General features: G+C 66.6%; 19 protein-coding genes. 11 read left to right on the plus strand and 8 right to left on the minus strand.

The features are described 5' to 3' along the window. Nucleotides 1-123: 123 nt before the first annotated feature. The 10 genes from K3A84_RS01520 to K3A84_RS01565 all read left to right on the plus strand — a co-directional run bounded on the left by K3A84_RS01520 (nt 124) and on the right by K3A84_RS01565 (nt 11,618). Nucleotides 124-1,263, plus strand: coding sequence for an FAD-dependent monooxygenase (locus K3A84_RS01520; protein WP_225007300.1), 1,140 nt, complete (start codon nt 124-126; stop codon nt 1,261-1,263). Between the two features lie 98 nt (nt 1,264-1,361). Beyond that, complete coding sequence (locus K3A84_RS01525; RefSeq protein WP_225007301.1) at nt 1,362-2,018, plus strand: GntR family transcriptional regulator; 657 nt, start codon at nt 1,362-1,364, stop codon at nt 2,016-2,018. Nucleotides 2,019-2,068: 50 nt separating this feature from the next. Further along, nucleotides 2,069-3,799 carry an N-acyl-D-amino-acid deacylase family protein gene (locus K3A84_RS01530; RefSeq protein WP_225007302.1) on the plus strand — a complete coding sequence of 577 codons (1,731 nt, stop codon included), beginning with the start codon at nt 2,069-2,071 and terminating at the stop codon, nt 3,797-3,799. A gap of 103 nt (nt 3,800-3,902) precedes the next feature. After that, entirely contained in the window at nt 3,903-5,324 is a 1,422-nt protein-coding gene (locus K3A84_RS01535) for an aromatic ring-hydroxylating oxygenase subunit alpha (RefSeq protein ID WP_225007303.1), read from the plus strand. 3 nt (nt 5,325-5,327) lie between these two features. Beyond that, a complete protein-coding gene (locus tag K3A84_RS01540) occupies nt 5,328-5,846 on the plus strand; it encodes a nuclear transport factor 2 family protein (RefSeq protein ID WP_225007304.1) in 519 nt (172 codons plus the stop codon). An 85-nt stretch (nt 5,847-5,931) separates the two neighbouring features. Beyond that, nucleotides 5,932-6,621 carry a TetR/AcrR family transcriptional regulator gene (locus tag K3A84_RS01545; protein WP_225007305.1) on the plus strand — a complete coding sequence of 230 codons (690 nt, stop codon included), beginning with the start codon at nt 5,932-5,934 and terminating at the stop codon, nt 6,619-6,621. A 108-nt stretch (nt 6,622-6,729) separates the two neighbouring features. Continuing rightward, the gene (locus K3A84_RS01550; RefSeq protein ID WP_225007306.1) at nt 6,730-8,949 is read left to right on the plus strand and encodes a TonB-dependent receptor; all 2,220 of its coding nucleotides are present in this window, start codon (nt 6,730-6,732) and stop codon (nt 8,947-8,949) included. A 66-nt stretch (nt 8,950-9,015) separates the two neighbouring features. After that, a complete protein-coding gene (locus K3A84_RS01555) occupies nt 9,016-9,465 on the plus strand; it encodes a nuclear transport factor 2 family protein (RefSeq protein ID WP_225007307.1) in 450 nt (149 codons plus the stop codon). A gap of 30 nt (nt 9,466-9,495) precedes the next feature. Next, on the plus strand, nt 9,496-10,833 hold the full coding sequence (locus K3A84_RS01560; protein WP_225007308.1) for an aromatic ring-hydroxylating oxygenase subunit alpha: 1,338 nt from the start codon (nt 9,496-9,498) through the stop codon (nt 10,831-10,833). Between the two features lie 26 nt (nt 10,834-10,859). Further along, on the plus strand, nt 10,860-11,618 hold the full coding sequence (locus tag K3A84_RS01565; protein WP_225007309.1) for an SDR family oxidoreductase: 759 nt from the start codon (nt 10,860-10,862) through the stop codon (nt 11,616-11,618). A 41-nt stretch (nt 11,619-11,659) separates the two neighbouring features. Here the strand turns inward: K3A84_RS01565 and K3A84_RS01570 are convergent, their stop codons facing one another. From K3A84_RS01570 to K3A84_RS01600, 7 genes are all read right to left on the minus strand, one after another. Next, nucleotides 11,660-13,339, minus strand: a complete 1,680-nt coding sequence (locus K3A84_RS01570) for an N-acyl-D-amino-acid deacylase family protein (protein WP_225007310.1) — start codon at nt 13,337-13,339, stop codon at nt 11,660-11,662. 21 nt (nt 13,340-13,360) lie between these two features. After that, nucleotides 13,361-13,606: a hypothetical protein gene (locus K3A84_RS01575; protein ID WP_225007311.1), complete on the minus strand. Its 246-nt coding sequence runs from the start codon at nt 13,604-13,606 to the stop codon at nt 13,361-13,363. Nucleotides 13,607-13,610: 4 nt separating this feature from the next. After that, nucleotides 13,611-13,850 (minus strand): hypothetical protein, encoded by a 240-nt coding sequence (locus K3A84_RS01580; RefSeq protein WP_225007312.1) that lies wholly within the window; start codon nt 13,848-13,850, stop codon nt 13,611-13,613. A 135-nt stretch (nt 13,851-13,985) separates the two neighbouring features. Continuing rightward, entirely contained in the window at nt 13,986-15,383 is a 1,398-nt protein-coding gene (locus K3A84_RS01585; RefSeq protein ID WP_225007313.1) for an efflux transporter outer membrane subunit, read from the minus strand. Continuing rightward, nucleotides 15,380-16,375, minus strand: a complete 996-nt coding sequence (locus K3A84_RS01590) for an HlyD family efflux transporter periplasmic adaptor subunit (protein WP_225007314.1) — start codon at nt 16,373-16,375, stop codon at nt 15,380-15,382. Before K3A84_RS01590 ends, K3A84_RS01585 begins: the two co-directional genes overlap by 4 nt. After that, the gene (locus K3A84_RS01595; RefSeq protein WP_225007315.1) at nt 16,372-16,593 is read right to left on the minus strand and encodes a DUF1656 domain-containing protein; all 222 of its coding nucleotides are present in this window, start codon (nt 16,591-16,593) and stop codon (nt 16,372-16,374) included. Before K3A84_RS01595 ends, K3A84_RS01590 begins: the two co-directional genes overlap by 4 nt. After that, nucleotides 16,590-18,545, minus strand: a complete 1,956-nt coding sequence (locus tag K3A84_RS01600; RefSeq protein WP_225007316.1) for an FUSC family protein — start codon at nt 18,543-18,545, stop codon at nt 16,590-16,592. The genes K3A84_RS01595 and K3A84_RS01600 overlap by 4 nt, the downstream gene beginning before the upstream one ends. 118 nt (nt 18,546-18,663) lie before the next feature. On the opposite strand from K3A84_RS01600, the gene K3A84_RS01605 reads away from it, so the two are divergent. Beyond that, on the plus strand, nt 18,664-19,554 hold the full coding sequence (locus K3A84_RS01605) for a LysR family transcriptional regulator (RefSeq protein WP_225007317.1): 891 nt from the start codon (nt 18,664-18,666) through the stop codon (nt 19,552-19,554). Between the two features lies 1 nt (nt 19,555). On the opposite strand, the gene K3A84_RS01610 is transcribed toward K3A84_RS01605, so the two are convergent. Beyond that, on the minus strand, nt 19,556-21,280 hold the full coding sequence (locus K3A84_RS01610; RefSeq protein WP_225007318.1) for a flavin-containing monooxygenase: 1,725 nt from the start codon (nt 21,278-21,280) through the stop codon (nt 19,556-19,558). Nucleotides 21,281-21,293: the final 13 nt, after the last annotated feature.

Here is a 21,293-nt window from a genome sequence, read left to right on the forward strand (position 1 = left end):
TGCACGAATGTGCTTGGCATTGCGGATACCGCCGCCATTGCCGCGCGTCCTTCCGATTGTGTGGATAGCCTTCATCCATCTTACCGATTTGTGTGCTGGCGGCCTGTCACGCAGGGAAGCGGCATGACTGGGGAGAGCATCAGCAGCATCGCGCGGGCGTTGATCGTCGGCGGCGGTATCGGTGGCATGGCGAGCGCGATCAGCCTCGCCGAACGGGGCGTGGAGGTCGATCTGATCGACCTTGATCCGCACTGGCGTGTCTATGGCGCGGGGATCACCATCACGGGGCCGACCTTGCGCGCCTACAAGCATCTCGGCCTGCTGGAAGAAATCAAGCAGCAGGGCGCGATCACCAGCAAGACGCGCCTGTTCCGATACGACGGCACGCATATTCTCGATCTCGACGAGCCTGTGATCGAGGAAGGCCTGCCTGCCACGGGCGGCATCATGCGCCCCATCCTGCACCACATCATGCAAAAGCGCGTGCGCGAACTGGAAATCCCGGTGCGGCTCGGCCTGACCGTCACCGCACTCGAAAACCGCGCCGATGGCGTCGATGTCCGCTTCTCCGACGAGACTTCGGGTCGCTACGACCTCGTCGTGGGGGCCGACAGCGTCTATTCCACCGTGCGCGACATTGCCTTCCCGCACATGAGACCGGCCGTGCCGACCGGGCAGGGCTGCTGGCGCATCTCGATTGCCAAGCCACCTGGCCTTGAAATGGGCGAGTTCTTCCTCGGCCACGCCAACCCCTGCGGCATCACCGCCTGCGGACCGGACAGCGTCTATATGTGGATGCTCACCCCGCACGTCGAACGCGATACGCACATGAGCGAGGACGAACTGTTCGACACGCTCAAGGCGCTGCTGGCCGATTTCGGCGGCAATGCCGGGTGGATCCGCGACACCATGACGCGCGACGACTGGATCAACTACCGCCCGCTCGCCGCCGTGCTGCAACCGGGGCCGTGGTACAATGGCCGCATCGTGCTGCTGGGCGATGCCGTCCACGCCACCACGCCGCACTTGGCCTCGGGCGCGGGCATGGCGGTGGAAAGCGGGATCGTGCTCGCCGAGGAACTGGCGCGCGCCGACAGCGTGGAGCAGGGGCTGCAGGCCTATCAGGCCCGGCGCTTCGATCGCTGCCGCGATGTGATCGAAACCAGCGTTGCCGTGGGCAAGCTGCAACTCGCGCACGGCGATCCGCACGTCCATGCGGAAATGCTTGAAGGCGCACTGTCACGGCTGAACAAGCCGTTCTGATCGGCTGATTTTCTGGGGCCGGGAGGGCTGCGGCGCTCCCCGCCAACAGATTGTCGACAATCTGTTGGCAATCTTGCGCATTGGCGTATGGTCACGCCATGCCGAGTCCCACGACCATCGCCCAGAAGTCCGCCGCACTGCCCTCGTCGGAGGAGATCGCACGCGCGATCGTCCAGGGGCTCGAAGCCGGAGAGTTCGCACCCGGACAGCGTCTTGTCGAAGCGGACCTGTGCCTGCGCTTCGGCGTCGGGCGGCAAGCCGTGCGCGAGGCGTTGCAACGGCTCAAGATGGTCGGCGTGGTCGATATCGTGCCCAATCGCGGCGCGCATATCCTGCACATGACGCCCGAACAGGCGGCGCTGACGCTGGAAGTGACCGAACTGCTGTTCGGCCTCGCCGCGCGCACCGCCGCCCGACGTATCGCTGCCGGGTCAGGAACAGCGACGCTGGAACACGCTATCGGCGAACTGGACGCTTGCGCGGATGGCGCGGCGGCGGGCGACTATATGCGCGCGCGGCGGCACCTGTTCGGCGCGCTGGCGCAGATCGCCGACAACCCCGAATTGACTCGCCTGCTCGACCAGACCCGCGTCCACGTGCTGCGCGGGCAGTTCGGCTTTGCCGGCTTGCGGCAGGACCACGCGCGCGAGCTGGCGGCCATCGGCCGCCTCGTGCTGGCGGGCCAGTGCGCCGAAGCAGAAGCGCAGGCCCGCGCCCACGTCGAACGCATCCGGCTCCATCTGGAGCGCATCTGACAAGACCACGAAACCACAAGATCAACGATAAAGACCGGGAGAGTACGATCATGGAATACGACCTCGTCATTCGCGGCGGACTGGTGTGCGATGGCACCGGCGCCCCTGCCTTCCACGCCGACGTCGCGGTCAAGGATGGCCGCATCGCCAAGGTCGGCGATGTGACCGGACGCGGCGCGGAGGAGATCGAAGCCACCGGCAGGATCGTCACCCCCGGCTTCGTCGACATCCACACCCATTACGACGGGCAGGTCACGTGGGAGAACCGCGTCGCCCCGTCCTCCGCCCATGGCGTCACCACCGTGCTGATGGGCAATTGCGGCGTTGGCTTTGCCCCCTGCCGCCCGCACGAGCGCGAAATGCTGGTCAAGCTGATGGAAGGCGTGGAGGACATCCCCGAAGTGGTGATGACCGAAGGCCTGCCGTGGAACTGGGAGACGTTTCCCGAATACCTCGATGCGCTGGAAAAGCGCGAGCTGGACATCGACATCGCCACGCAGCTTCCTCATTCCGCGCTGCGCATCTTCGTGATGGGCGAGCGCGCCGCGCGGCAGGAAGCGCCGACGGCCGAGGATCTCGACAAGATGCGCGCGCTGGTGGCCGAAGCGATCAAGGCGGGCGCGTTCGGTGTCACCACGTCGCGCAACGTCATGCACCGTACCAAGGCGGGCGAGCTTGCGCCCAGTCTCTATTCGGACGTCGATGAGCTCTGCGCGCTGGCCGATGGGCTCAACCAGGCCGATGCGGGCGTGTTCCAGATGATCCCCGCGCCGTCCGGCCACTCAGAAGAGGAGTTCGCGGTGCTGCGCCAGATCGCCGAGCATGGCCGCCGCCCGGTCTCGTTCACGCTGCTCGATGTCGCCGGGCAGCCGGGCAAGGGCTGGCGCGGAATGCTCGAAGCGCTCGAACAGGCGCGCGCCGATGGCCTTGAAATGCGCGGGCAGGTCGCGCCGCGCCCGGTGGGGATGTTCTACGGCCTCGACCTCAGCCTCCACCCGTTCAGCTCGCATCCTTCGTACAAGGCGATCGCGCATCTGCCATTGGCCGAGCGCGTGGCGAAGATGCGCGATCCCGAATTCCGCGCGCAGCTGCTGTCCGAACAGCCCGAGGATACCAACCCGACCACGCTGGCGCTGATCGACGCCTTCCGCGCCACGCACGAATGGGACGGTCCGCGCCCCGACTACGAGCCGGTGCGCGACAATCGCATCGAACAGCGCGCGGAACGGGCAGGGCAGTCGTGGCCGGAATATGCCTACGACCTGCTGCTCAGGAACGAAGGGCGGCAAATGTTCTACCTGCCCGCTGCCAACTACACCGCGGGCAACCTCGACGCCGTGCGCGAAATGCTGGGCCATCCCGATACGCTGCTCGGCCTCGCCGATGGCGGCGCACACTACGGCCTGATCTGCGACGGCAGCTTCCCGACCTACTTCCTCCAGCGCTGGGCGCGCGATGCTTGCGACGACCAGCGCATCACCATCGAGGATGCCGTGGCCGAACTGACCTCGCGCCCTGCCGCTGCCGTGCGCATGACGGACCGGGGCCGCATCGCCGTGGGCATGAAGGCCGATCTCAACGTGATCGACCTCGACGCGCTCGACCTGCACCTGCCGTTCGTGGCTTACAACCTGCCCGCCGGGGGCAAGCGGATGCAGCAGGATGCCGATGGGTACGTCGCCACGGTGGTCTCGGGCGTGGTGATCCAGCGCAATGGCCAGCCCACCGGCGCGCTGCCGGGACGCCTCGTGCGGCGCGGGCGCGAACTGATGGCCGCCTGACCCTCTATCCATAGGGACAGGTTGCCACCTCTCCGACTCTTGCAGCATAAAACAGTCCGCGCGGATTGTTTTATGCTGCAACCGCACAGAACGGAGAGGACATATGCTCGATTCGATCCGCGAACACGGGTTGCCGCGTGCGCCCGCCAGCGATGAAGACCTCGCCACGATCCGCTGCCCGGCGCCGAGCGTGCAGGAAATCGTGGCCAAGGACCCGCTGCCGCCGCCCGCAGTGCTGACGTTCGAACAGCCTGCCTACCTCGGCAGTGCGCCGGTCTCGGTCGATCGCTATTTCGATCCCGCAATCTTCGCCGCCGAAATCGAGAAGATCTGGAAGAAGACCTGGCAGTGGGTCTGCCGCGAGGATCACATCCCCGAACCGGGCGACTTCTACACCTACGAAGTCGCGCACCTGTCCTACGTCGTCGTGCGCCAGCAGGACATGAGCGTGAAGGGCTTCGTCAATTCCTGCCTGCACCGCTCGACCAAGTTCAAGAAGGGCGAAGGCATCGGCGCGGGCAACGACCTGCGCTGCCCCTACCACGGCTGGACGTGGAACAACGACGGCACACTCAAGTCCGTGCCCTGCGCCTGGGACTTTGCGCATCTTGATCCGGCCAAGACCAACCTTCCCGAGGTGCGCGTCGGCCACTGGGGCGGGTTCATCTTCATCAACCCCGCGCAGGACGGACCGAGCCTTGAAGAGTTTCTCGCGCCGCTGCCCGATCACTTCAAGGACTGGGCGATCGCCGACCGCTACGTCTCGGTCCACGTCGCCAAGGAACTGCCCTGCAACTGGAAGACCGCGCAAGAAGCCTTCCTCGAATCCTACCACGTGCTGGAAACGCACCCGCAGCTGCTCAAGGGCGTGGGCGATGCCAACGTGCAGTACGATTGCCATTCGGACCACGTCACGCGCTTCTATGCCGCCAGCGGCATCAATTCGCCGCACCTCGCCAGGCCGCTGACCGAGCAGGAACTGCTATCGACCATGATCCTGGGCGACAAGGATTCGCGCGGGGACAGCCTGACCGTGGGCGAGGGCGAAACCGCGCGCACCGTCATGGCACGCCACTTGCGCAAGGTGATGGGCGAACAGTACCAGACCGATCTTTCGACCGTTTCCGACAGCGAGATGATCGATACCATCGAATACCATGTGTTCCCCAACATGGTGCTGTTCCCGGGGCTTTCGCTGCCGATGGTCTATCGCTTCCGCCCGATCGGCAGCGATCCCAACCGCACGCTGTTCGAGATCCTGTTCCTGCGTCCCAAGCCCGCCAATGGCGAAGCGCCGGAACCGCCCGAGCCGTACCACGTCGCCGAAATGGAGAGTTATGCGTCGGCGCCCGGCTTCGATGCGGCGATGGGCGCGGTCTATGATCAGGACACCGACAACCTGCGATCACAGCAGGACGGCTTCCGCGCCAGCGCGACGGGCGTGCAGCACCTCGGCAACTATCAGGAGTCGCGCATTCGACACTTCCAGATGGTGGTCGACAAGTACCTCGCGGCGGAGGGTTGAGCCATGGCATTCGATCTCGAAGCCGAAGTCCGCGACCTTGCCGCGCGGCGCGACATCAACGACGCCCTGTGCCGCTACATGCGCGGTCAGGACCGGCTCGATCCGGTTCTGCACCGGTCTGCCTTCCACGATGACGCCTGGGTCGACTGCGGGCTGATGAACGGCACGGCGGATGAATTCGTCGCCTTCGCGCAAGGGTTCCTGGCCGATATCGAGAGCAGCCAGCACATCATCGGGCAGGTGCAGCTTTCGGTGAATGGCGACAAGGCTAGCGGCGAAGTCTACTTCTACGCCTACCACCGCATCGCCGAGGATGGCATGCCCAAGGACCTGATCGTGGCGGGGCGCTACATCGACGAATACGCCTGCCGCAATGGCGACTGGCGCATCGTGCGGCGCAAGGAACTGATCGACTGGGCGCGCACCGATCCGGCCGCCGACGCGTTCCTGCGCGAGAACGACCTGCCGCGCGGTGGGCGGCGCGGCGCGGACTTCGGCCAGACGCGCGCCTGGCCTGCGTAACCCGGTGCGGGCCCGGATGCATCCGGGCCCGCACCTGTCCTCTTTCGCTCTTGCGGCGGCGCGGCGAGGTCATATGACCGGTGCCATGACCGATACTGCCCCTGTCGCCCCCAAGAAGCTCACGTCGAAGGGCCAGCGCACCCGAGACGCCATTCTCGATGCCGCCGAGCGGCAGTTTGCGGAACGCGGCTTCGAAGGCGTATCGCTGCGCCAGATCATGGACGAAGCGCAGGTGCAGATGGGCCAGATCCAGTACTACTTCCCTAGCAAGGAGGATGTCTTCGCCTCGGTGCTGGAGCGCCGGCTCGATGACGTCTGCGCAGGCTATGCAGCTGCGGTCGCGGATCTCGATGCCCTGGCGGCTGCGGGCAGGGCCGATCTTGCCGCCACGGTCCGCGCCGTCACCGCCATCTCGCGTGCGTGGCTTTCTTCCGACGACACCGGGCGGCACCGCTACCTGCGGATGCTGGCGCTCAGCACGATGAGCTTCGACCAGCCCGACTATGTGCGTCGCCACGGCGAGGCCTTCCGGCCGCTCAACGAGCGCGTGGTCGCCGCCATGGCGGCATGCTTTCCGCACGCCTCCGAAGCGCGCATTCGCGCCGCCTACCACCTGATCGAAACCAACCTGCTGTCGCTGTACGTCAACGTCGACGCCATGTTGCGCCGGTCGGGCATCGCGCGTTCGGCACAGTCCGTCGGCGCGCTCTACGACGATCTGGAGCAATTTCTGCGCGGCGGGGTTGAGCGGCTGATCGGCACCGCCGCTCCCTAATCAAAACAGCAGCTTCGCCTCCCCCTGAAAATAGTGCAATTGCACCATTAGAGCGTCACAGCGGCGCCGCGCACTCCGGCGCGGGCCGGACGCCTGAGGGAGAGACTGATGAAGGGCACACGTGCGTTCGCGCGCGTCGCGCTGATGGCGTCGACGGCAATTCTGGCAACTACCAGCGCTCACGCGCAGGATGCGGCGCAGCCCGCCAGCAGCGGCGGCGTTGAGGAAATCGTCGTCACCGCGCAGAAGCGCGCCGAAAACATGCAGAAGGTGCCGATCGCGGTCACCTCGGTCAGCGGCGCGGCGCTGGAACGCGCGCAGGTCAAGGACATCCAGGGCCTCGCCAACTCGATCCCTAACGTCCAGATTAACTCGTTCTCGAACTCGCCGGATTCGGCCGTGTTCACCATCCGTGGCGTCGGCGTGAACGATGCTGACCCCTATGTCGGCACCACCGTGTCGGTCGTGGTCGATGGCGTGCCCGTGGGCGTCAACACCGGCGCGCTGCTTTCGCTGTTCGACATCGAGCGCGTGGAAATCCTGCGGGGGCCGCAGGGCACGCTGTTCGGCGCGAACACCACCGGCGGCGTCGTCAACGTGGTGACCAAGCAGCCCACCGGCCAGTTCGGCGGCGAGGCGCAGGTCGTCTATGGTAACTACAACCGGCTCGACCTGAACGCGGCGGTGAACTTCCCGATCGCCGAAGGCCTCGCGGGCAAGGTCAGCGTGCTGCACACCGGCTCGGATGGGTTCTTCCGCAGCTATTCGGACGGCCATCGCCTCGGCAAGCGCGACATGACCGCGCTGCGCGGCTACCTCAAGTACAACTCGGGCGGCTATGACGCGACGCTGATCGGCGAATACGACCGCACCCGCAACGGCGGGCAGACGGGCGTGCTGATCGCCGGGCCGGACGAACTGTTCTACCAGCCGGGCGAGACCGGATCGGGCTTCAACTTCAAGCGCGGCATGAGCAGCGACCAGCCCGATTACAACAACCGCAACAGCTACAGCGTCACGCTGACGCAGAATCTCGACACGGGCGTGGGCAAGCTGGTTTCGATCAGCAGCTATCGCAAGTACGACAACGATCTCTACAGCGATGACGACGCCGTCACCGCCGTGCTGCTGCAGACGCATCGCGTGTCGAACCAGCACCAGTTCTCGCAGGAACTGCGCCTTCACACCGACCTCAGCGACCGCGTCAAGATGGTGCTGGGCGGCTTCTACTTCGATCAGGAATACGATCTCCAGCAAGGGACCAAGCTCGACGGGTTCCTCAAGGGCCTCGGCCAGCCGCAGAGCCAGCACCAGAAGAACTGGTCGATCTCGGGCTTTGCCCAGCTTTACGGTCAGATCACCGACACCCTGCGCATCCAGGGCGGCATCCGCTTCAGCCATGAAAAGACCACTGCGGTTTCCACCACCGCGAACTCGTTCACAACCGTCGAGGGCGGCTATTCGAACTTCGGCGATCCGGTCATTCCCGATTCGTATATCATCGCCAAGGGCGCCAAGGCGTGGGATAACGTGGGCTACAAGGTCGGCATCGACTGGCAGGCAACGCCGAACGTGATGCTCTATGGCTACTATGCGCGCGGCTTCAAGTCGGGTGGCTTCACCGGGCGCATCGCGCGTGCGGAAGATATCGGGCCGTTCAACCCCGAACACCTCGACACCTTCGAAGCGGGCGTGAAGGCCGACCTTCTCGACCGTCACCTGCGCCTCAACCTCGCCGGGTTCTACAACGTCTACAAGGACATGCAGGTCACGCAGAACCTGACGTACCTCGATGGCAAGAACTCGGCGGCCATCCGCAACGCAGGCGGCGCGCGGACCAAGGGCTTCGAGCTGGAAGCCACCGTGGTTCCGGTCGAAGGCGTCACGCTGAACGGCGCGGTCGCGTATCTCGATGCCTACTACACCAAGTACGACACGTTCGTGCTCGATGCGAGCGGCAACACCGTTGCCGTCAGCTATGCCGGCAACCGTCTGATGAACGCGCCCAAGTGGAATGCTTCGGCCGGCTTCACGGTCAAGCAGCCGGTGGGTTCGGGCAATGTCACCGCGACGGGCCAGTACACCTACACCAGCGGCAAGTTCACCGCCTTCACCGACCGCCCCACCGAGTTCGTCACGCCGGTCAACCTCGTCAACGCCACCCTGTCGTGGGCGCCTGAGGGTGAGGCCTGGTCGATCGGCGTGTGGGGCCGCAACCTGTTCAACGAAAAGTACTATGGCCAGAAGCTGACGCTCGTCGGCATCGGCACGCTGGCCTCGGTCGGGAACCCGCGTGAATACGGGCTCGACTTCAAGGTGCGCTGGTAACGGCGCGGGCCGGCCGATCCCTCCCATGACGGCCGGCCCAATTCCTCTTTTCAAGGATTTACCAACATGATCGCGATTCCGCTTGAAGAGCGCATTGCGCTCCAGGACCTGATGACCGCCTATTGCTATGCGGTCGACAAGCTTGCCGATGTTGACGGGCTGCTCGACCTTTTCACCGAAGACGCGGTGCTCGATTTCAGCCGAATCGGCCTGCCGCTGATGAACGGGCGCGCCGAGATCAAGGCCTTCTTCGACGGCGTCTTTGCCGACATGAGCCACCACGCGCACTACATCACCAACTTCCGCCCGATCGCCTATGACGGCCAGACGGGCGCGATGACCGCCTATGTCATCGGCCTCGGCAAGTCGAAGGACGGCAACAGCGTCGAGGTGAACGTGCAGTACACCTTCGAGGCGGTGAAGCAGGCCGACGGGGCGTGGAAGTGCCAGCGCTATTCGATGTTCTCGATGATGCCGCTGCCCGGTTCGCTCGCCCAGATCCACGGCGAGCGTTGATTTTCAGGCGCTGATCTTCAGGAGCTTCCAATGACCCAGACCGCCGACGCCCGCCCGACTTATCCCGTCCACCCCGACGCGCAGGTGCCCGCCGCCCGTGGCGACGCCATCACCGGCGACCGCTACTGGTCGAAGGACTTCGCTGCCCGTGAATGGGAACACATGTGGAAGAAGGTCTGGCACGTCGGCGGCCGGGTCAACCAACTGGAAGAAGCGGGCGATTTCATCGTCCACGATTTCCTGCATGAATCCGTGATCATGGTGAAACAGCAGGATGGCTCGATCCGCGCCTTCTTCAACGTCTGCATGCACCGCGGCAACCGCCTCGTCAGCGTGACCGAAGGCGGCGTGAACGGCGCGTTCACCTGCGCCTATCACGGCTGGAAATGGAACATCGACGGCGGCCTCGACGCGGTGCAGGACCCCGAGGACTTCGCCCAGGGCAACCCGTGCGGCAAGCTGAAGCTGAAGGAACTGCGGTGCGAGACGTGGGGCGGCTTCATCTTCTGGAGCTTCGATCCCGACGCCAAGCCGTTGCTCGAATACCTCGATCCCATCCCCACGCTGTTCGCCAACCGCGATCTTGAAAGCTACACCCGCGTCGTGTGGCGGACGCTGCGCGTGAAGACCAACTGGAAGTTCGCCTCCGACAATTTCAACGAGGCCTACCACGTGCCCGTCGTCCATCCGCAATTCCAGCCGATGATCGACGATCACTATTCCACCACGATCTTCGAGATGTACCCGAACGGGCACAACCGCATGATCGAAAAGCTGCAGCCTTCCAGCCGCTATCCCGATGCGCAGCAGATGAAGCCGCTGTGGGCCGAGGTGCTCAAGGAATGGGACCTCGATCCCGCGGACTTCGACGGTCGCGCGCAGGAAGGTCGCCTCGCGCTCCAGCAGGCCCGGCGCAAGCTCGGCCCGGCGCGCGGCTATGCCTATTTCGACAAGCTCACCGATGACGAGCTGACCGATCAGATGCACCACACCTGCTTCCCGAACCTGACGCTGACGCTGACCGCCGAAGGCCTGCACGTGTTCCGCACCGAGCCCGACGCCGAAGATCCCAATTGGTCGACCTTCGACTACTGGTATCTCGTGCCGCACGTCGAAGGCGCCACCGAAGTCGCCACGCTCTACGGGATGCGGCCTTACGAGGAAGCAGACCACGAAGCCGGTTCTTTCGGCGATTACCAGACCACGATCGCGCAGGGGGATTTCCTCGCGCAGGATCTGGAACTTGCCGAAACGCAGCAGAAGGGCCTGCGCTCCATGGCATTTACCGACGCTTATCTTGCCGGGCAGGAAACGCGCGTGCGCCGCTTCCACGAAGTCATCAACGATTACCTCGAAGGGCGCCGTTGAGCGCCACAATAACGGGAGAGACGATTATGGGTCGCCTTGAAGGCAAAGTTGCGTTGATTACGGGCGGGGCCTCGGGCCTGGGTGCCGAAGACGCGCGGATGATGGCGCGCGAAGGCGCCAAGGTCGTCATCACCGACGTGCAGGACGATCTGGGCGCGCAGGTCGCCGCCGAAATTCCCGGCGCGCTCTACCTTAACCACGACGTGCGCAGCGAAAGCCGCTGGGCCGAAGTGGTCGCCGAAACGATCCGCGCGTTCGGAAGGCTCGACGTGCTGGTCAACAATGCCGGGCTGGTGCGCTTCGCGACCGTCGAGGACATGAGCTACGCCGACTACAAGCTGCAGGTCGACGTCATGCTCGATGGTACGTTCCTCGGCTGCAAGGCGGCGATTCCGCACATGACCAAGGCGGCGGACGGCACGTGCAGCGGCTCGATCATCAACATGGCGTCGATCGGCGGCATGAAGGGCATCAGCGCCATTCCCGCCTACGCGGGGGCCAAGGGCGGGATCATCGCCATGACCCGCTCGATCGCGGTCCACTGCCAGGAACAGGGCTACGGCATCCGCTGCAACTCGATAGCGCCGGGCGGCATCGTAACGCCGATGACCGCACAGGCCGTCGCCTCGCTCGATGCCGACGATCCGGGCCTCAAGCAGAACCGCGATCTGGGGATGGGGCAGCCTTCCGATATCGGCCACCTCGTGGTGTTTCTGGCTTCGGATGAATCGCGCCATATCACCGGCACGAACATGGTCGTCGACAACGCCGAGACCATCCGCTGACGGGGAAGGGGGCTGCCGTCCGTCGGCAGCCCCTGCCTTGATCAGGCCGCGACCAGCTCGCCCGGCAGGATCGCCCCGCGCGCATCGTCGGTGTACCCGTCCGCTGCGCTCCACGCGATACCGCCCGCAACGATCACGGTGTCGACGCCGTGGGCATCCCGCACGTAGCGGCTGCCATCGCCCGGCACGTCCTGCACGTAGACTTCCTGCCCGCGATCGATCTGTTCCGGATCGAACACCACGATATCGGCCACGAGGCCGGGCCGCAGCAGACCGCGATCGGGAATACCCCAGATCGCCGCGGTGTCCGAAGTGACCTTCTTGACCGCCTGTTCCAGCGTCAGCAGGCCTTCGTCACGCACGAAGTGGCCGAACAGGTAGCCCGTATCGCCATAGGTCGAGAACGAGAGGATGTGCGCGCCTCCGTCACTCGCGCCGATGTGAACGCGCGGGTGACGCAGCAGCGCGCCGACGTGTTCGTCCTGGTTGTGGCCCATGCTTTCCGACAGGAAGTGTGCGTCCAGCTTTTCCTCGACTGACAGGTCGATCATCGCCTCAAGCGGCGAGACGCCGCGCAGCTGGCCGATTTCCGCCAGCGTCTTGCCCACGTACTGGCGGTTCGCGTCGCCGGCGACATGGCGCAGGCGCAGCGAAGCCCACAGGTCCATCTGCGACATGGCTTCGGCCACCAGCTTGCCCCGGCTTTCCGGCTCGCTGAACGCGGCGATGATCTCGTCCGGCGTGCCGAAGCGCATCACGTTGTACCAGCCCGGCAGGCGGATGAAGAGCAGGCTCGGCACCGCGAAGCTGAAGCTGATGTCGATCGGGCGGGTCTGAACTTGCGGCCAGACGCGCGCGCCACGTGCGAACTGTTCATCCACGCGCGCCATCACTCGCTCCACCGCCGCGACATTGTCCGCGCTGACGAACAGGGGCGAGAACGTGGTCGGGATCGCATACTTCAGCGAAAGCTCGGCCAGCTGGTCAAGCCGCGCGATGGTGAGGTCGGGATCGTAGAATTCGGGCACGATCTGAAGCACGCGGCCATATTCGCTCAAGACGCTCGCCAGCGCATCGACTTCTCCCGCATCGGCATAGCGGCTCGGCACCGGCTTCAGCGTCTCGTCCATGTCGACATAGCTGGTCGAAAGCCCGATCGCGCCTGCATCGAGGCATTCGCGCAGCAGGTCCTGCATCGCGCCGATTTCCTGTTCGGTCGCGGTGCGCTCCATCGCCGCTTCGCCCATCACCCACAGGCGCAGCACGCTGTGCCCGACCAGCTGGCCGACGTTGATCGCCAGCCCCTTGCGGATGCGGTTGAGGTATTCCGAAAAGCTCTCCCAGTCCCACACCACGCCTTCCTTGAAGGCCTTGAGCGGCATTTCCTCGATCTGGTTGAACATGCCCACCAGCTTCATGCGGTGTTCGGCCTTCAGCGGCGCAAGCGACAACGAGCAGTTGCCCGCCACGACCGTGGTCACCCCATGCGACAGCGCGGGCTTGGCATAGCCATCCCACAGCAGCTGCGCGTCGAAGTGCGTGTGCGGGTCGATGAAGCCGGGCGCGACCACCTTGCCGCTGGCGTCGATCACGCGGCGGGCAGGTTCGTCGACGCGGCCGATGCGCGCGATGCGCCCGTCCTTGACCGCGACGTCGGCATTGAAGGCAGGCATTCCCGAGCCGTCGACGACGCGCCCGTTGCGGATGACCAGATCGTACATCACGTTATCTCCCAGATCTTTTTATGCAGATTGTTTGGCAAAGCGACTGGACGCGGCAACCAGCGCATCGCGCACATGGCGCCAGTCCGCGCCAATCAGCGCGTCGGCGCTTTGCGCCCCGCTCGACGCCATCAGCGCGCGCGTGGCATATTCATCCAGCGTCACCAGCGATTGGCCGCCGTTCGGAAAGGCCAGCGTGACGAGCAGTTCCGCCTCGCCATCGTGCGCGGCGGCGATACGCACCTGGCTGATGGTCGCGCCGCTCACGCGATCACGCTTGCGGCGCTTCGACGAAGATCACGTCGCTGGGCAGGATGGGGTTGTCGCTGCGCAGGCGACCGACGCCGCCCGCCGCGCGCATGAACACGTGCAGGTTCCAGCTCTGCAGCGCCGCAACGGCATCGGCTGCCGCCATCCCGGGCAGTTCGCGCGCGGCGATGGTTTCCCAGGTATCGCCGCCTTGCGGCAGGATCGACTTTCGCACGCGGGACAGTTGCGCAGTGGCGGACATGATCTCTCTCCTCTTTGCGCGCGGTTCCATCTGCCGGACTCGAACCGGCAATTCGCGCTTATCACGCGATATAGAATGCACGATTCGCGCGGCGGCGCAAACGGAAAGGGATCTCTGGGCAATCCGCTGGGGGTTCTACCACCCGCCTCCAAGCGCGAGGAACAGGTCCACCTGGCTCTGCGCCACGGCATCGCGCGCGGCGCGCTCGCGGTCGCGCGCCTCGATCAGCCGCGCCTGTCCGCCAAGGTCGGCCTGCAAGTCCGCCTTGCCCGCCTGGTGCAAGCGGCGCTGCTGCGCGGCGAGCAGTTCGGCCTGCGCGCGCGCTTCGCCCAGCGTCACCGCGCGGTTGTGGTTCTCGCGATACCAGGTCAGCGCCGTCTCGGTCTCGCGCAGCGCGCGCAGCACCGTGCCGTCGAAATCGGCGAGCGCGCGCTGTTCGCCCGCCTTGCCTGCCGCCACCTTCGCGCGCGCGGTCCGGCTGGGGAAAGCCCAGCTGATCATCCCGCCGAATGCCCAGCGCCCGGACATCGCCGTCAGCAGGTCGCCCACAAGGCCCGTCGTGCCCCCGCCAAGCCCGATGCCCACGTGCGGATAGAGATCGGCCCGCGCCACGTTGGTCGCCGCGCTTGATGCCGCCAGCAGCCGCTCGGCGGCGCGCACGTCGGGCCGCCGCGCCAGCAGCATGGCCGCATCGCCCACGGGCAGGGGCCGCGCCAGTTGCGGCACGGTGTGGCACTGCTCGGCCTCGCGCGGATACTCGGCCGGCGCGCGCCCGGTGAGGAAAGCGAGGCGATACAGCTCGGCCTGTACTCGTGCGTGCGCCGCGGGCAGTTGCGCCTGCGTATCGAGCAGCGCCGCCTCCGCGCGCGTCACCTCGACCGCGCCGATCTTGCCCGCGGCGTGGAGCCGCCGCGCGGCATCGGCCATGCGCTCCTGCGCGGCGACGGCCTCCTCGGCCAGATCGAGCGCCTCGTTGCCGCCGCACACCGCGACATAGGCCCGGGCGACTTCCGCCGCGACCGACACTTGCACCACTTCCACCAGCGCCTCGGTCGCCTCGTGATCGGCGCGCGCCTCTTCCACCCGCCGCTTGATCTGACCGAACAGGTCGACCTGGTAGCTCAGTTCCGCCCCACCTTCGCCCAGCGTGGCGACCGGGATCGTCTCGAATTTGAGGAAGCTCTCGCCCGAAATGCGCGCCCGCTGCACGGCGGCATCGACCGCCAGTTGCGGATCGCCCGCGCCCTGTACCGCGCGCACCATCGCCGCCGAGCGCGCAAGGTTCGCGCCCGCCACGCGCAGGTCCGTGTTCGCGGCCAACGCTTGCTCCTCCAGCCGCGCCAGCACCGGATCGTCATAGAGCGCCCACCAGCGCGCGGGCAGGGGGTCGGCGGCGGTCAGCCCACCCGTGCCCGAAAGCGCGCCCTTGCTCGCAGGGCGGTTGATCTCCGCCTGATCGGGCAGGTGGTAGTCCGGCCCGACCGTGCATCCAGCCAGTGCCAGAACCGAAGCGAACGCTGCAAGCCGCTTCACTTGGCCTTCTCCTTGCGATCGCTGTCCCCTTTGGCCATGTCGAGCGCGACCGAAACGGTGCGCCCGGCGATCAATGCGACCTCACGCGGCGGCGCATCGAGCCGGATGCGCACCGGCACGCGCTGGGGCAGGCGCACCCAGCTGAACGAAGGGTTCACTTCAGGCAGCAGGTTGCTGCCCGCCTTGCGGTCGTGGTCCTCGATCGCGGCGGCAATGGCGATGACGTGGCCGTGCAGCGGCTTGTCCTCACCCATTACGCGGATCGTGGCGCGCTGGCCAATGCGGATGTTGGGCAGCTTGGTTTCCTCGAAATAGCCCTCGACACGCAGGCTGGAGGTATCGACCAGCGCCATCACCGGGCTGCCCGCGCTCACATAGTTCCCCACGCGCAGCGCCACGTCCGACAGCGTGCCGTCCACCGGCGCCACCACCTTGGTCCGCGCCAGGTTCAGCCGCGCAAGGTCCACCGCATCGTGTGCGGCCGAAAGCCGGGCCTCGGCCTGCGCGATCGCCGCACCCGCTTCGGCAGCGGCGGCCACCCCTTCGCGCGCCTTGCTCTCGCTCTGCTCGGTGGTCTCGCTGGCGACGAGTTCGCCAAGCCCCCGGTTGCGCACCGCCTCACGCCTTGCTTCGCTCACCCGCGCCTGCGCCCCGGCCAGCCCGGCGCGCGCCGCCGCCAGATCGGCCTCGGCCTGCCGCACGCCGGTTTCGGCCTCGGTCAGCGCGATGCGATAGCGTGACGGGTCGATCTCGAACAGCACGTCGCCCTTGTGGACGGGCTGGTCGTGGTCGAAATGAACCGCTGTTACCAGCCCCGAAACGTCTGCCGCCACGCGCACCACATCGGCGCGGATGCGCCCGTCGCGCGTCCACGGATCGTCCTGGTAGTAGTTGAACAGCGCGAGGCCCGCCCAGATCGCGACGAGCACCAGCACGCCGGTTAGCCCAGCCCCGATGGCCTGGCGAGCACGCGAATGGGAGGGCAGCGTCATGGGATCAATCCTGGAAACAGCGAGGGAAGGGTGAGGACCAGCAGGGCCCAGATCACGACGAACAGGGCCGTATCGAACAGCACCGGATGCCAGACCCAGCGATAGAAGCGGAACGCCGCCAGCACGCGGTGCACCACAAAGGCCACCGCCAGCGCGATGCAGCCATCGATCGGCGCGGCGGCGACGAGGATGTTGCCGATCAGGTAGTCCGCGATCATGCTGGGGTCTCCGCCACAAAGTCCGGCGCATCGGGGAACAGGTTGCGCCGCAGCGCGACGAGCGCAGCCAGACCCTCGCTGGGGCTGCCGGTCAGGATGTCCTCGCCCGGAATATCCCAGCTCTCGGGGTTTGCGATCATGAGCCGCATCGCGGTGTCCAGCCGTGGCAGCAGGCGCGGCGGCATCTGCCTGTCGCTGCGCTCGAAGCCGGTGGCCACGTCGCGCAACACGCGTTCCAGCGCCAGCCGCAGCTTGCGCTCCACGTGCGGGCGGACATGCTGCAAGGTCACGATGTTCATCGCCACGCGCACCTCGTGCAGCCCGAGCGCGGCCCCGTCGGTCCCGTCTGCCTCGTCGCCCAGCCGCTGCGTGATCAGCGCCAGCCGATCGGTCGCCCGCCCCAGCACGCCCACCCTGTCGGGCGGTGATCCGGCCCGCGCCAGCCCCACCAGATCGCGCCGCAGGCGCCCGTTGAGGCGGGCAATCGCCGCGTCCGCGCCGATCGTGCGGATCGAGGCTGTCACGCCCACCGCGACCATCAAGCCAAGCACCTGGCCAAGGTTGGCGTTGAAGAAACGCGCGAAATCGGCCTGAAACGTTTCCTGCAACGCCAGCGCATTGGCAAACCCCATCATCGCCGCCGCGCCGACCGGGCCGTGGCGCGGGTGCGCCATGATCAGCCCGGCAACCAGGGTGGCGGGCAGCAGCAGCAGCGCCAGCGCGACAAACCCGTCGACCGCAGGCAGCAGCACGAACAAGTACAGCGCCGCCACCGGCAACGCGCCCATCATCGCCCCGCCAAAGCGCAACATCATCGGCACCGGGTTGTCCATCGCCGCGAACAGCGCGCAAAACACCCCGGCCATCAGCGCGGCCACGCCGCCGTCTGCCCATCCGGTCAGGATCCAGATCGCGCAACACAGCAGGATGCTGATCGTCGCGGCCAGACCCGACAGCAGCGCGAAGCCCACGTCGGCGTGGAGCGTGATCGGGCGTGCGCGCTCGGCCGCCGTCATCGGCGTCGGCAGCGCGGGGTCGTCGATATGCGCCAGCAGTGCCTCGCATTCGTCGAGAACGCGTGCCGCCTGCCGCGCGCGCACCGCATGGCTTTCCCGCAGTAGCGCGGCCCACACGCCATCGGGTGCGCCTTGCGCGGCCCGTTCGTCCAGCGCCGCACGCCGGTCGGACAGGCCCGACAGCAACGGCAGCAGCAGCAGCATCCGGCGCAGCAGCGCCTGGACCGAGGCGCTGGCCTCGCGCCAGTGAGAGGTATCGAACGGCACGTGTGTCGCCAGGATGGCGCAATCCATAGCGTCGACCGCCAGCGCGCGCCGCGCCCGCTCGGTTGCCTGTGGACCGGCACCGTGCAGGGCATTCTCGCGCCATGCTTGCGCATCGGCCAGCCAGGCGCGCAAGCGGGGGGCCAGCGCCGCGCCGACCGATTGCGGCCACAGCAGGCTATGCGCCAGCGTGGCGCAGGTAATTCCCAGCACGATCTCGGTCACGCGCGCCGCGCCGATGTCGAACACCGCCTCGGGCCGGTCGATCGCGGGTACGCCCACCATCAGTGCACTATAGCCCGCCAGCATCATCGTGTAAGCGCGCGGCGACCGATCGAGCAGCGACACCGCCAGCGCCCCACCCGACCACAACGCCAGCGCCAGCGACAGCAGCAGCGGCCATTCCACCAGCGCAGGCACCAGCGCCACGGCCACTGCGGCGCCGATCACCGTGCCGATCACGCGATAGATCGCCTTGGACCGGGTCGCGCCCGACAACGGGCTGGCGACGATGAACGTGGTGGTCATCGCCCAATAGGGCATAGGCAGGCCGACCCACATCGCCACCCACAACGCCAGCAATGCCGCCAGCGCGGTGCGGGCGGCAAAGCCCAGCGCCATCCAGCGCGCGCGCGTCATCGGCGCGGGCCACAGCACGGGCGCATCCGGCATCGCGGGAACGGAGAGGGCGCAGGGGTGAGCATGGAAGAATCCCGCCTACACGCGAAACCACGCCACCACCTCTAACACATTTTGCGCGAACCCATCATTTAGTTTATGGCTTCACACCATGTCGCTGCTGCAACTGCGCACCTTCGTCGAAGTCTATCGCCAACGCTCGCTCAGCAGCGCCGCGCGGGTGCTCGGCCTGACCCAGCCCGCCGTATCACAGCATATTGCCGCGCTCGAAGCGGCGATCGGCAAACCGCTGTTCGAACGCCACGCCCGCGGGGTAGAGCCCACCGCCACCGCCAGCGAACTTGCCGCCAGCCTCGGCGACCGGCTTGAAACCGCCGAGGCCGCGCTGGCGCAAGTGCGCGCGCGCTCGCCCGACCTGACCGGCATGGTGCGGATCATGGGCCACGGCGATTTCATGGCCGAACTCGTCGTGCCGCGGCTGCTGCCGCTGCTGCAAAGCGGAATGCGCGTGCGCCTCGTCACCGGCGACCGCGAGGATATCCGCTCAGCACTGCTCTCCAACGAATGCGATTTGGCGGTCTCGGCCTACCCGCTCATCGACCGCCGCCTGCGCAGCGAACTGGTACACGAAGAGAAGCTCCACGCCGTTGCCGCTCCGCAAGTGGCGGCACGCCTGTGCGCCGCGCCCGACCTTGCCGATGCGCTGGAGCATGAGCCGGTGCTGGCCTACGATTTCGAACAGCAGTTGGTCGATGAATGGCTCACCACCAACCGCCTGGCGCGCGGGCCGTTGCAGGCCGCGATGATCGGGCAGGACTTGCGCTCGCTGCGCCGCCTGCTGGCGCGCGGGTTCGGCTGGTCGACGCTGCCCGACTACTTGTGCCGCGAACAGTTGGCGAGCGGCGAGCTGGTGGAAATCCCCGCGCCCGTCGCCTGCCCGACCAACCGTTACTACCTCGTCTGGTCGCCGGCCGCCCTGCGCGAACCGCGCGTGGCCGTCGCCAGGAAAGCGCTGCGGGCGCTGCTGGAAACGCTGGGCTAGCTTACGCGACGATCCCTTCGTACCGCGCTTTCAGCTGCATCCCCAGCAGGCGGCAATAGAACCGCGCCTGCGACAGATTGCCGCCCATGAACCACAGGCCATCCTGCGCCGTGGGCTTCCACATGTTGCGCAGCTCGCCTTCCCACGGCCCGGGATCACCCTTGAAGCCCGATCCATAGCCCCAGCAGCGGCCGACCTTCTGCGCCACGTCCTCGCCGATGAGCCGCGCGACCCATTCCTCCATCGAGCCGAAGCCCGTGGCATAGACGATCACGTCGGCGGGCAGGTGGGTGCCGTCCGCCATCTGGACGCCGTCAGCCGTCAGCCGCTCGATCTCGACGCCCGATTTCACCGCCACGCGCCCGTCGGCGATCATCTCGCACGCGCCAACGTCGATATAGTACCCCGACGCGGAGCGCAGGTACTTGGCCGCGATCCCCGCGCCATCCTCGGCAAAGTCGAGCTGGAAGCCGACCTTTTCGAGCCGGGCATAGAACTCGGCGTCCATCTCGCGCAGCGTCTCCCACAGTTGCCGCGCGCCGATCTCCATCAGCCGCAGCGGGGCCGATGCGACCATCAGGTCGGCAAAGTCGCTGGTGACGCCCGCATCGGAGGCTTCCTGCGAGAACAGCGGCCGCATCATCATGTCCGCCATCGTGCTCTGGCGGATGATGTGCGTGGAAGACCGCTGGATCATGGTCGGATGCGCGCCATGTTCGACCAGATCGGCGCAGATGTCGTGCGCCGAATTGTTCGCGCCGATCACCACCACGTTCTTGCCCGCAAGCCCTTCGCCGCCGGGATGCTGGCTCGAATGGCACTGCACGCCCTGGAAGACGTCCTGCCCCTCGATCTCGGGCACGCGCGCGAAGCCCGCATTGCCCAGCGCCATGACGAGATGCGTCGGCCGCAGCACGATGTCCTCGCCCCCGCGCCGCACCGTCGCTTCCCATGCCCCCGCCGCGTCGTCGCGCTTGGCCGAAACCAGCTCCGTCTCGTTCCAGACGTTCAGTTCCATCGCGCCGGCATAGAACTCCAACCAGTCGCCCATCTTGTCCTTGGGCGTGTACATCGGCCAGTGTTCGGGGAAGGGCAGGTACGGCATGTGATCGTACCAGACCGGATCGTGCAACGTCAGCGACTTGTAGCGCGACCGCCACTGGTCACCGATGCGCTTGTGCTTGTCGACCAGCAGGTGCGGCACGCCCAGCAGTCGCAGCGTCGCACCGATGGCAAGGCCCGCTTGCCCTGCGCCCACCACCAGCACGTAAGGCTGCTCGGTCACGCCCATCGCCGCGCGTTCGGCCTGCAGCAGATCGTTCCAGTTGCGCCCCTGCGGATCGTGGATCTCGCCACTCGGACGCCGCTTGCCGAAGGGGAATTCGTGCCCGCGCAGATCGCGCAGCACCGTCAGCAGCGACAGCGCCTTGCCCTCGACCAGCCGGACATAGCCCTGCGCCTCGCCCTGCGCGGTCTCGAACGCGATCACGCCTTCGGTGGCGCCCGGCGCAGCCTCGGTCCGCCACCCGCGCGCGACCGTTTCGGCGCCCCGCCGTGCGGCAAAGGCGGCAATCGCCTCGGTGCCTTCATGGGTCGCCAGCGTCCAGTCGAATGCCAGAAAGTCGCGCCACAAACCGTTGGGCAGGAACAGGCCTGCCACTGCATCGGCATCGCCCGCCACCAGCGCGCGATAAAGGCTGGCGATCCAGCCGCTTACATCCTGCACGTCTCTGCTCTCC

Origin of the sequence: Novosphingobium percolationis, assembly GCF_020179425.1 — a bacterium.
In the GTDB taxonomy this organism is placed as follows: Bacteria; Pseudomonadota; Alphaproteobacteria; order Sphingomonadales; family Sphingomonadaceae; genus Novosphingobium; species Novosphingobium percolationis.

What these genes read in the sequence shown, in the direction of transcription:
- K3A84_RS01520 (WP_225007300.1), top strand. Translation starts at nt 124, where the DNA reads ATGACTGGGGAGAGCATCAGCAGCATCGCGCGGGCGTTGATCGTCGGC.
- K3A84_RS01525 (WP_225007301.1), top strand. Translation starts at nt 1,362, where the DNA reads ATGCCGAGTCCCACGACCATCGCCCAGAAGTCCGCCGCACTGCCCTCG.
- K3A84_RS01530 (WP_225007302.1), top strand. Translation starts at nt 2,069, where the DNA reads ATGGAATACGACCTCGTCATTCGCGGCGGACTGGTGTGCGATGGCACC.
- K3A84_RS01535 (WP_225007303.1), top strand. Translation starts at nt 3,903, where the DNA reads ATGCTCGATTCGATCCGCGAACACGGGTTGCCGCGTGCGCCCGCCAGC.
- K3A84_RS01540 (WP_225007304.1), top strand. Translation starts at nt 5,328, where the DNA reads ATGGCATTCGATCTCGAAGCCGAAGTCCGCGACCTTGCCGCGCGGCGC.
- K3A84_RS01545 (WP_225007305.1), top strand. Translation starts at nt 5,932, where the DNA reads ATGACCGATACTGCCCCTGTCGCCCCCAAGAAGCTCACGTCGAAGGGC.
- K3A84_RS01550 (WP_225007306.1), top strand. Translation starts at nt 6,730, where the DNA reads ATGAAGGGCACACGTGCGTTCGCGCGCGTCGCGCTGATGGCGTCGACG.
- K3A84_RS01555 (WP_225007307.1), top strand. Translation starts at nt 9,016, where the DNA reads ATGATCGCGATTCCGCTTGAAGAGCGCATTGCGCTCCAGGACCTGATG.
- K3A84_RS01560 (WP_225007308.1), top strand. Translation starts at nt 9,496, where the DNA reads ATGACCCAGACCGCCGACGCCCGCCCGACTTATCCCGTCCACCCCGAC.
- K3A84_RS01565 (WP_225007309.1), top strand. Translation starts at nt 10,860, where the DNA reads ATGGGTCGCCTTGAAGGCAAAGTTGCGTTGATTACGGGCGGGGCCTCG.
- K3A84_RS01570 (WP_225007310.1), bottom strand. Translation starts at nt 13,339, where the DNA reads ATGTACGATCTGGTCATCCGCAACGGGCGCGTCGTCGACGGCTCGGGA.
- K3A84_RS01580 (WP_225007312.1), bottom strand. Translation starts at nt 13,850, where the DNA reads ATGTCCGCCACTGCGCAACTGTCCCGCGTGCGAAAGTCGATCCTGCCG.
- K3A84_RS01590 (WP_225007314.1), bottom strand. Translation starts at nt 16,375, where the DNA reads ATGACGCTGCCCTCCCATTCGCGTGCTCGCCAGGCCATCGGGGCTGGG.
- K3A84_RS01595 (WP_225007315.1), bottom strand. Translation starts at nt 16,593, where the DNA reads ATGATCGCGGACTACCTGATCGGCAACATCCTCGTCGCCGCCGCGCCG.
- K3A84_RS01600 (WP_225007316.1), bottom strand. Translation starts at nt 18,545, where the DNA reads ATGCCGGATGCGCCCGTGCTGTGGCCCGCGCCGATGACGCGCGCGCGC.
- K3A84_RS01605 (WP_225007317.1), top strand. Translation starts at nt 18,664, where the DNA reads ATGTCGCTGCTGCAACTGCGCACCTTCGTCGAAGTCTATCGCCAACGC.